Annotated in this window: 10 protein-coding genes and 1 other annotated feature; of the genes, 1 reads left to right on the top strand and 9 read right to left on the bottom strand. The window is 42.6% G+C overall.

Going from position 1 to position 10,441, the window contains the following annotated elements:
- Window positions 1-260 precede the first annotated feature (260 nt).
- From K8O68_RS09965 to guaB, 6 genes are all read right to left on the bottom strand, one after another.
- Window positions 261-398: a hypothetical protein gene (locus K8O68_RS09965; protein WP_230896744.1), complete on the bottom strand. Its 138-nt coding sequence runs from the start codon at window positions 396-398 to the stop codon at window positions 261-263.
- Window positions 399-439: 41 nt separating this feature from the next.
- Entirely contained in the window at window positions 440-1,717 is a 1,278-nt protein-coding gene (gene serS, locus K8O68_RS09960) for a serine--tRNA ligase (protein WP_230896743.1), read from the bottom strand.
- 81 nt (window positions 1,718-1,798) lie between these two features.
- Window positions 1,799-2,018 (bottom strand) — a binding site (T-box leader).
- Between the two features lie 44 nt (window positions 2,019-2,062).
- On the bottom strand, window positions 2,063-2,650 hold the full coding sequence (pdxT, locus tag K8O68_RS09955) for a pyridoxal 5'-phosphate synthase glutaminase subunit PdxT (RefSeq protein ID WP_230896742.1): 588 nt from the start codon (window positions 2,648-2,650) through the stop codon (window positions 2,063-2,065).
- A 34-nt stretch (window positions 2,651-2,684) separates the two neighbouring features.
- Window positions 2,685-3,572, bottom strand: coding sequence for a pyridoxal 5'-phosphate synthase lyase subunit PdxS (pdxS, locus tag K8O68_RS09950; RefSeq protein ID WP_230896741.1), 888 nt, complete (start codon window positions 3,570-3,572; stop codon window positions 2,685-2,687).
- Between the two features lie 155 nt (window positions 3,573-3,727).
- Window positions 3,728-5,131, bottom strand: coding sequence for a D-alanyl-D-alanine carboxypeptidase family protein (locus K8O68_RS09945; RefSeq protein WP_230896740.1), 1,404 nt, complete (start codon window positions 5,129-5,131; stop codon window positions 3,728-3,730).
- A gap of 163 nt (window positions 5,132-5,294) precedes the next feature.
- Entirely contained in the window at window positions 5,295-6,749 is a 1,455-nt protein-coding gene (gene guaB, locus K8O68_RS09940) for an IMP dehydrogenase (protein WP_230896739.1), read from the bottom strand.
- A gap of 166 nt (window positions 6,750-6,915) precedes the next feature.
- On the opposite strand from guaB, the gene K8O68_RS09935 reads away from it, so the two are divergent.
- A complete protein-coding gene (locus K8O68_RS09935; RefSeq protein WP_230896738.1) occupies window positions 6,916-7,860 on the top strand; it encodes a YaaC family protein in 945 nt (314 codons plus the stop codon).
- Window positions 7,861-7,929: 69 nt separating this feature from the next.
- Here the strand turns inward: K8O68_RS09935 and megL are convergent, their stop codons facing one another.
- From megL to K8O68_RS21440, 3 genes are all read right to left on the bottom strand, one after another.
- A complete protein-coding gene (gene megL, locus K8O68_RS09930; protein WP_230896737.1) occupies window positions 7,930-9,120 on the bottom strand; it encodes a methionine gamma-lyase in 1,191 nt (396 codons plus the stop codon).
- 249 nt (window positions 9,121-9,369) lie between these two features.
- Window positions 9,370-9,846 carry a GNAT family N-acetyltransferase gene (locus K8O68_RS09925; protein WP_230896736.1) on the bottom strand — a complete coding sequence of 159 codons (477 nt, stop codon included), beginning with the start codon at window positions 9,844-9,846 and terminating at the stop codon, window positions 9,370-9,372.
- Window positions 9,847-9,928: 82 nt separating this feature from the next.
- Entirely contained in the window at window positions 9,929-10,063 is a 135-nt protein-coding gene (locus K8O68_RS21440; RefSeq protein ID WP_255717130.1) for a hypothetical protein, read from the bottom strand.
- Window positions 10,064-10,441 lie beyond the last annotated feature (378 nt).

Here is a 10,441-nt window from a genome sequence, read left to right as displayed (position 1 = left end):
TTATATAAATAAAATTATTGAATAATCAGATAAAATAGATTAAAGAGAAATTAATTTAAAATAATTTCCATCATAGGTTATTATACTACTTTTTTTTACACATTGCACACTATTTTAAGAGATTTTTTTACAATGAATATTTTTTTTCAAAAAAAGGGAATTTTTTAAAAATAATTTATACTAACTGTGAATACTTTAACTGCCAGCTTTATAATGGTTAATAATGAGACTAAGGGAATTACCGGTTCAGGTTAATATATTTACAAGCTCGCTAAACAAACAGACCCCTTTGACGACCAGTTTGCCGATCCTCGGTTTCGGATGCCGATCCGGGCATCTATATAATAGGAAGAAACTGATTTTTCACAGCAAAGCGCTAATGTAAATTTGTTTTTCACAAAAAAATCCCCCAGGTAAAACAGGGGGATTTAAGCACATTTTAATTTGTAATTTTTTCCTTGCCGCCCATATAAGGTCTTAAGACTTCCGGAATAACAATTGAACCGTCCTCCTGCTGGTAATTCTCCAGGATAGCTGCTACAGTGCGGCCGATCGCTAAGCCAGAGCCATTAAGCGTGTGGACGTATTCAGCTTTCGATTTTTTATCCCGCTTAAAACGGATATTTGCTCTTCTTGCCTGAAAGGCCTCGAAATTACTGCATGAAGAAATTTCTCGATATGTCTCGTTACTTGGAATCCATACTTCAATGTCATATTTTTTAGCAGCCGTAAAGCCAAGATCACCTGTACACATATTTAAAACCCGGTAAGGCAGCTTCAGCAGCTGAAGGACCTTTTCTGCCTGGGATGTCAGCAGTTCGAGCTGCTCATATGACTCTTCAGGTTTAACGAAGCGGACAAGTTCTACTTTATTAAACTGGTGCTGCCGGATAAGGCCGCGCGTATCTCTGCCGGCAGATCCTGCTTCGGAACGGAAACACGCGCTGTATGCCGTGTAGGCTTTTGGAAGGTCTTCTGCAGGCATAATCTCGTCCCGGTGCATATTGGTCACTGGCACTTCCGCAGTCGGAATTAAAAAATAATCTTCTTCCCTGATCTTAAATGCATCTTCCTCAAACTTAGGAAGCTGCCCTGTCCCCGTCATACTGTCACGGTTCACCATATACGGCGGCAGCACTTCTGTATAGCCGTGCTCATCTTCGTGGAGATCCATCATGAAATTAATCAATGCACGCTCTAAACGTGCTCCGGGTCCTTTATAAAAGACAAACCGGCTGCCGGTTACTTTTGAAGCTCTCTCAAAATCGAGAATATCAAGTTCTTTAGCTAACTCCCAGTGAGGTTTATGTTCAAAAGAAAATTCAGGCAGTTCTCCCCATGTTCTAACTTCTTCATTCTCATCCTCTTCGGCTCCCACAGGCGCACTTTCATGAGGAATATTCGGTAAGGTAAGAAGAATATGGTTAAGATCTTCATCAAGTTCCCGCTGTTCTTCGTCCAGTCTCTTAATCTCGGCAGACACATTCTGCATTTCTGCAATGACGCCGCTCGCATCTTTTTTATCGCGCTTCATCTGGGATATTTCCTGGGAAACTTTATTACGCTTGCTTTTTAATTCTTCTGCTTTTTGAATAACTTCCCTTCTCTTCTTATCTAAATCACCAAACTCGTCTAATGCGGATATGTCTTCATTTCTCTGAGCAAGTTTTTTCTTTACTTCGTCAAATTGATTTCTTAACAGTTTAACATCCAACATAGGTTTTTCCTCCTTTTTTGTACTCACGACAGGTCCTTGTATTTTGCAGTAAAATAAAAAACTCCCGTCCCTGAATAATCATTCAGGGACGGGAGTTACCCGCGTTGCCACCCTGGTTAAAACGGAGTTCTCCATTTTCACCTCGTTCTCAATAACGGCTGAGAACCGAACCAGCTTACTATGTGTATATTCAGCTGGTTTGCTCCAGGATGGATTCACAAGAAGTCTTCACCGGTTCACAGCGGCCACCGGCTCTCTGAAGAAGACGCTTCTTGATACTGGTTCCTGTCTTCGCACCTGTTTATAAATTTGTATTCTTATAATACCCGAAACGTTGAGTTAAAATCAAGCCTCGATTGCCTGCTGCTCCCGTACAATTTTCACAAAGTACTGATGCATGCGGTCATCATCAGTCAGTTCGGGGTGAAAAGAGCAGGCAAGAAAAGGTCCTTGTTGTGCAGCAACAATATCCCCGTCATAGGAAGAAAGAATTTTTACTCCCGGTCCTACAGTTTCAATGATTGGGGCTCGTATAAAGACACCTTCCACGTCTTCACCGACACCCTCCATAGTAAGCCGTGCTTCAAAGCTCTCCCTCTGGCGGCCAAAAGCATTTCTTTCAACAGTCATGTCCATTATAGAAAGGTGGGGTTCAGTCTGTCCAACAATTTCTGTAGCCATAAGAATCGCCCCGGCACACGTTCCAAAAATAGGATTTCCTTTTTCGGCAAACTTCTTCAGGGGCTCATAAAATCCGTACAGATTTATCAGGCGGCGCATCGTAGTGCTTTCCCCGCCCGGGAAGACCAGACCGTCAATCTCGTCCAACTGTTCAACTTTTTTTACAACTATGACGTTCACATCAGGAGCCTGAAGTGCTTTTACATGCTCTCTTACAGCCCCTTGAAGCGCCAGTACGCCTATGTTAATCATGCTGCTACACCTCTTTCTTAAAAACCTTTCCGGCTTACCAGCCGCGTTCCTGCATGCGGTCTTTTTCTTCGATAGAAGAAATTTCAATCCCTTTCATAGCTGGTCCCAAGTTTTTAGACAGTTCAGCAATTAAAGCAAAATCTTCGTAGTGAGTTGTTGCTTCAACAATAGCTTTTGCGAATTTAGCAGGATTTTCAGATTTGAATATACCTGACCCTACAAATACACCATCAGAACCTAACTGCATCATTAATGCAGCGTCAGCAGGAGTGGCAATTCCTCCAGCTGCAAAGTTAACTACTGGAAGACGTCCATTCCTCTTAATATCTAATAGCACCTCATATGGCGCACCTAAGTTTTTAGCTTCAGTCATAAGCTCGTCCTCTGCCATGCCTACCACTTTATTTACCTGTGCTTGCATTAAACGCTGATGTCTTACCGCTTCTACGATATTGCCAGTCCCAGGTTCACCTTTTGTCCGAAGCATAGACGCGCCTTCACCGATACGGCGGCTCGCTTCGCCTAAATTACGTGCTCCGCATACGAATGGTACTGTGTAGTCGCGTTTATTTAGATGGAACACTTCATCAGCTGGAGTGAGAACTTCACTCTCATCAATATAATCTACACCAAGTGCTTCAAGCACACGGGCTTCTACGATATGGCCGATACGGGCTTTTGCCATAACAGGAATGGATACGGCGTTTTGAACTTCTTCCACAATTGATGGGTCAGCCATACGGGCTACACCGCCTGCGGCACGAATATCAGACGGCACACGTTCAAGCGCCATAACAGCTACCGCTCCTGCTTCCTCTGCAATTTTAGCCTGTTCTGCATTGACCACGTCCATAATGACGCCGCCCTTTTGCATCTCAGCCATACCCCTTTTTACACGATCAGTCCCTACTTGTCTTTCCATGATGATCCCCCTTTAATCATTTCCGTTTTATTTTAAAGATACTCTGTAAATTCCATACCTACTATTATAACGAAAAAACCGATTGATTTGATAGGAATTTGCTCAAAAAGTCAAAAAAATCATAAAGAAAAGATTTCCTGCTGTTTTAAAAGTGCTTAAAACCAGCCTCTCACCGTGTCAGCCACACTGGTCCACAGACCGGAGAAGAAGTCTCCTATCCCGCGGGCCATGAGAGAAAACCATCCGGCACGTTCTACGTTTTCTGTCGTTACTACATCAACCGCCAACTGGTTCCCTTCGCCAGGAAGGAATGCTGCTTCATTTTCCCCATTGTATTCCACCGCCATCTGGCCTACAACAGTGCCTTCTTCGATTGGCGCTTCCAGTTCTCCGTCTTCGTTCAGCATACTTTCATCCAATTCAACAGAATAAGTATAAGCTTCCTCATCGTCTTCATGGATCACCATTGATACACCGTCAGTGGAAGCAATCGCCACTTCATCTTCCTGGCCTTTAGCTACAGGCACGGTTTCATAACCGTCAAGTGTCATATCAGACGGAAAAATTTCCTGCAATGAAAAATTATTAAATCCCCACTCCATAAGGCGTTCCGTCTCCTGGAAGCGGTGCACCTCGGAGTCGGCCCCCATTACAACACTTACAAGGCGCTGGCCGTCACGCTCTGCTGTTCCTGTAAAGGTGAATCCTGCAGCATTAGTATGCCCGGTTTTTAAGCCATCTACATATTGGTTATCGAGATCAGATAATTGGGTCCCTTCAATCATCCAGTTCCAGTTTTGCATATTTACTGCATCATCCGTGCCTTCTCTGAAAACTTTCTCTGGAATGCTTGCTACATCAAGCACTTCAGGATAATCATTTACGAGATGGTAGGCAAGAGTGGCTGACGCTTTAGCTGACATAAAATTGTCTTCATCCGGCCCTGTCCCATCAGGGTGCATGCCGTTTAATAAGCTGTTCGGAAGCCCTGTCGTGTTGACAAACTGAAAATCTCCGACACCTTCTGCAGCAACCTCTTCTAAGTTGTCCAGACCGTATTCCTGGCCTGCTTCACGAAGAGTCTCGCCCATGCCCAGCTCTTTCCCTTTTTCATTCATTTCTTCGACAAATGCGCCTTCAGAGCCTGAAATATATTCTGCTAAGGCCATGGTGGCTGCATTGGCCGAGTAAATCGCAATGGATTCATACAATTCTTCTACCGTATACTCTTCATCAGTTCGCATCGGTACGTTAGACAAACCCCTGTTATGGGATAATTCAGCTAAATGATCACTTACCGGCACTATGTCATCCCAAGCGATATCTCCTTCATTTACAGCTTCTAAAATGAGATATTCACTCATCATTTTAGTCATACTGGCAGGAGGAAGAGCCTGCTCAGCATTTTGTTCATACAATATTTTCCCGCTGTCCGCGTCTACTAGAATGACCGTGTCTACTCCTGGTTGATAAGACGCTTCTGCTGTTCCTGTATATGTAAACACACTTACAAACGAGAACATCATAATAAGCATCCACACATTAACTTTCTTAAACAATTCTCTACACCCTCTCCAAATCTTTCTTTCTATCTATATAAACACCAACCGTGATTTCTTGAATGCTCTGGAACCCTTGATCTCACGACAGCCAAACGTCATTTTACCATATTTTTTCACAAAAAAATAGATAGGGGAGACCCCTATCTATAGTAGCATTTTTTTAAGAATAATTTGGTGATTCTTTAGTGATTTGGACGTCGTGAGGATGGCTTTCTTTAAGACCGGCATTGGTAATACGGATGAACTGTGTCTCTTCCTGTAAAGCCTTTAAATCAGCTGTACCGCAGTATCCCATGCCTGCGCGCAGTCCGCCTACAAGCTGATGAACCGTATCCTTTAAAGGCCCTTTATAAGGCGTGCGCCCTTCAATGCCTTCAGGTACAAGCTTCTGTTCATTTTCCTGGAAATAACGGTCTTTACTGCCTTTTTCCATAGCTCCCAATGAACCCATGCCGCGGTATACTTTGAACTGCCTCCCTTGGAAAATCTCCCTCTCACCTGGACTTTCTGATACACCCGCAAGGAGACTTCCCAGCATCACTGCATTACCTCCGGCAGCCAAAGCTTTTGCAATTTCACCTGAGTATTTAATCCCGCCGTCTGCGATAATAGGAATACCGTGTTTTCTCGCCTCAGTCGCACAGTCGTATACAGCTGTCACTTGAGGAACGCCGATACCTGCTACAACCCGTGTAGTACAGATAGAACCTGGTCCGATGCCTACTTTAATAATGTTTGCTCCTGCCTCGATTAAATCTCTTGTCGCCTCTGCAGTGGCAACGTTCCCTGCGATAATATTAAGGTTCGGGTAATTGTCCCTTACACTGCGGACCTTATCTAAAACGCCCTGAGAGTGGCCGTGTGCAGTATCAATGACAAGAACATCAATTTCCGCCTCGATCAGAGCCTTGATTCTTGCGTCGGCATCTCCGCCAACACCTACAGCGGCACCGACAAGTAAGCGGCCTTGCGCATCTTTAGCCGAGTCAGGGAACTCAATGGCTTTTTCAATGTCTTTAATGGTGATGAGCCCTTTTAGTCTGCTGTCTTCATCTACTAAAGGCAGCTTTTCAATGCGGTGCTTCTGAAGAATCTGCTGTGCTTCTTTCAAAGTTGTCCCAACCGGGGCAGTCACAAGTCCTTCACTTGTCATCACATCTTTAATTGGAATCGAATAATCTTCGATAAACCTTAAATCCCGGTTTGTAATAATACCGACAAGCTTTTCATTTTCATCAGCAATAGGCACACCTGAAATCCTGTATTTTCCCATTAAATGCTCTGCATCAAATACCTGGTGGTCTTCTGTTAAATGGAAAGGGTTAGTAATAACGCCGCTCTCAGATCTTTTTACACGGTCTACCTGTTCTGCCTGCTCTTCAATGGACATGTTCTTATGAATGATTCCCAATCCGCCTTCACGAGCCATGGCAATAGCCATACTGGCTTCTGTTACCGTATCCATTCCCGCACTTATCAAAGGAATATTTAACTGGAGCGTTTCCGACAGCTTTGTCTTTACAGATACATCTCTTGGCAGAACATCTGATTTTGCCGGAGTTAACAGCACATCATCAAATGTTAAACCTTCTTTTTCAAACTTATTTTCCCACATGGATGCATTCCCCTTTCGCATTTACGCAAAAATATTATTAGTAGATTAACAATAGGACAAACTACTGTCAAGGCGACAGATATTGTTTAATAATTCAGTCTTTTGAGCTTCATGTAAACTATTGAGGCGCTGGCACTGAATGTGACATAAGAAAGGACGTTTTTTTATGAATCAACAACCAGCATTTACCTCTCTTTTTTTATCTTCTGCATTTACCCGTCAGTATCTGAAGAACAGCTATGAAAACCGGCATATTAATAAGCCTGCTGAAAAGGCCTACCAGAACAGCTATGCCTGTGTCTATTATGTGGAAATGGGAAACCAGTATTTCCAGCAAGGACAAAAAGCCCCCTTAACCATACAGCCTGTATTATTATTTTACGGTCTAAGCCATTGGCTTAAAGCTGCCCTTCTTACAGTAGATCCTGATTATCCTGCCACCACCCAGGTTCTCGCTCACGGGTTATCTGCCAGAAAAAAGAAAAAACAAGGGTACCAATTTCTCTCTGATGATGTACGTATTCAAAAAGAGGGTTTCTTTCCTTATTTATCAGAAAAATTGTTTCATGTGAAACAAATTTCCGGAGAAAAAGTCAAAATGCGCTATTTATTGCTCAGTTTACCCGAAATGCAGTCTTTATTCAAAACTGTTTTTAAAGAATCCGGATTACAGCAATTAACTCCAGAAACCGCCAGCTCATTCACTTTACCTTTAGATGCGTTTTCTGACTGGCCTGACACATTAAACACGTGGGTCAGACAGCTTTCGACTGATATTAATGGAACACTCTCATGCAGGAAAGAAGAAAACATGCTGTATATGACATTGTCTTCTCTGCCTTCACAGGGAGCCTGCTTTTTTCGGCAAGGGATAGATGGGAGCTATTATGCTCCTGTTATTCAGCCGCTGTTTAATATGACATATCCTGAACTGCTGGTACATTACATGCTTCTCTACCAGCTGAGTATGATATGCCGGTACGAAATTGAGTGGTGGGGAGAACTTAATTACACGTTTGCCTCTAACGACCTCCCAGTTATCAAAGAATTCCTTAATATTACTCAGCTAAAAAGCAAACAGCTTCTGGAAACGTTATTTTTTGGAGAATGAGTAACCGAATAATGCCCTAATCAAATAATCCCCGGCCAGGTTCTTCTGTGCCTGGCCAGGGGTTATTTTTTAAATCTTCATATACGCCTTCTCAAGCGCCTGCTTTATATCTTGCCAAATATCCTCTCCACTTTCCAGTCCTACAGACAGCCTGACGAGAGAATCCGTTATTCCCATCTTCTTTCTGTCTTCTTCAGGTACAACAGAATGAGTCATAGTAGAAGGATGCTGAATAAGTGACTCAGCATCTCCCAGACTGACCGCTACTTGAACAACACTTAACTCATTCATAAATGCCTGAGCTGCTTTTTTCCCTCCTTCAATTTCAAAGCTGATCAGTCCTCCGAAATCTTTCATTTGGCTTTTTGCTAAATGGTGCTGGGCAAAGTTTTTATCTCCTGGATAGATAATATTCTTCACACTCTGTTCCTCTTTTAGTTTTTCAAAAATAAAGCGGGCATTATCACAGTGACGATCCATTCTGACTGCGAGTGTTTTTAATCCGCGAAGCAGGAGCCACGCATCAAACGGCCCAATGACTCCTCCAATATCCTTTTGGGTAGTCATCCGGATTGTCTGCATATCTTCAGCCGGACCGGCAGCAATCCCTGCTATTACGTCCCCGTGTCCACTGATATATTTTGTAGCACTGTGAATGACAAAGTCAGCACCGAGAGTCAGCGGCTGCTGGAGGTAAGGGGATGAGAACGTATTATCCACCACTACTCTAAGACCTTCTTCTTGAGCTGCTTTAATAACCATCTTCAGATCAACCAGTTTCATCGTCGGGTTAATCGGTGTTTCAACGTACAAAACTTTTGTTTCCGGACGGATTCTTTCTTTAATAGCAGCTTCACTCGACATCTGCATTAAATCAAAATCAATATTAAATTTTTCTTTTACCATTTCCAGGAACCCATACGTACATCCGTATACTCCCTCGGAAACAAGCACGTGATCACCTGATTTTAACAAGTGAAAAAGTACCCCTGAAACGGCAGCCATTCCGGATCCAAAGGCAACAGCTTCTTCAGCTTCCTCCAAATCTGCCATTTTTTTCTCCAGCTCTGTCACCGTGGGATTCCCAAGGCGCGAATACATGTAACCGCTTTCATTTCCGGCAAAACGCGCTTCCCCTTGTTCTGCATTATCAAACACAAATGTAGACGTCTGGTATAACGGATGAGCCAGACTGCCATGATGCTGCTGGCGGTCGAAGTGACTATGAATCAGTCTTGTGTCCAATTCCTTCTTTTTCATTAACAACACTCCCCTTTTCTGCATCTAGCACTCTTGAGACCTGACTAACCCACTTGTCTCAGCAGGCTAACCATGATTCTTTTATATCTTACCCAACTATTATTATATACGTTTGTTGCAAAAGTGTCGAAACAGATTTGAATAAATCAATATGCTGCCTTCCTATCCAGCAACCCCTGGCGAGCAAAAAGGTGATAAGACAGGCTTTTTTGGAACCTGTAAGCCGCAAGGAGAATGATATTAGTCAGCTTACTTATTAAGTACCATCAGCTTTGTATTTAACTTATGCCCAAAAAGCTCCTCTTCGAATTCTTTGACAAAAGTAAATCCTTTCGCATTATAGAACTGTTCAGCTGTGTCGTTACCTTTCTCCACTTCTGCATATACCTTATTAACTTGCAGGGGAAGCTCCTTCAGTCCTCTGTTTAGAAGACTTGTTCCAATCCCTTCTGTCTGGTATTCCTTGTCAATGTATATAGCAGCCAAATCAGCCCTTTCGTCTTTGAAATAGAAGTTGGCAAACCCGGTAATTTTACCTTTATCTTCTGCAACCAGAAAAAGACTGTTAGTAACTTTTCTCTCCACCGTTTCATCAGAATAAGCATTTTTTAAAAACTGATCCTGGATTTTACGGGGGATAAGCTTCTCGTATGTATCGTGCCACGTATCTTCAGCAACTCTCTGTATTCCTTTGATGTCTTCTTTAACTGCTTTTCTAACCTTCATAAAATACTCCTCTCTTTTAAGTAAAATTTTATTGATAATTTTTAAATGAACATTTAGCTTCAGCAAAGCTATGTATGGAAAACTATTCTTGTTCCCTGCTTCTAAGCAGAGATATTAGCTCTTCTTTCAGCTCATTCGATCTGGCCAGCTTACGCTCTATAGCAAATAAAGTAGACATAAGCAAAGCAAAAGCGATAATCCAAAAGAGTATGAACATAGTATTTCCCCCCAAAGTGACTTACCTGAAAATATGTTTATCGGATAATAATTACCATATTATCTCATTTTATCATATCTTATAAATGATTCTACCTTTTTATAGAGGTGTGAGCCCCGCAAAAATTTAAAAATCCCGTCTGGTGGTTGTCTGCGTGGAAGTTGATGGGCTGGGCACCTATTTTCAGCGGCCAACCAGCAATTTTTTATGTCTATCGGCGAAAATGAGGGGTCTATCAGCGAAAATCGAGGCTCAATTAGCGAAATTTGAGTTCTATCGGCGAAAATCATGATCTATCAGCGAAGCACTTGTCCAAAAAAAGTAATCAGTTTTTAGCCGGAAAGGTTGGAGGTAATTAATCTTTCTTTCCTCAACGCA

The sequence above is a fragment of the Salipaludibacillus sp. CUR1 genome (genome assembly GCF_021028955.1).
GTDB lineage: Bacteria > Bacillota > Bacilli > Bacillales > Salisediminibacteriaceae > Salipaludibacillus.
The sequence above is the reverse complement of the archived record's forward strand: the minus strand, read 5'-3'. Positions and strand labels throughout refer to the sequence as shown.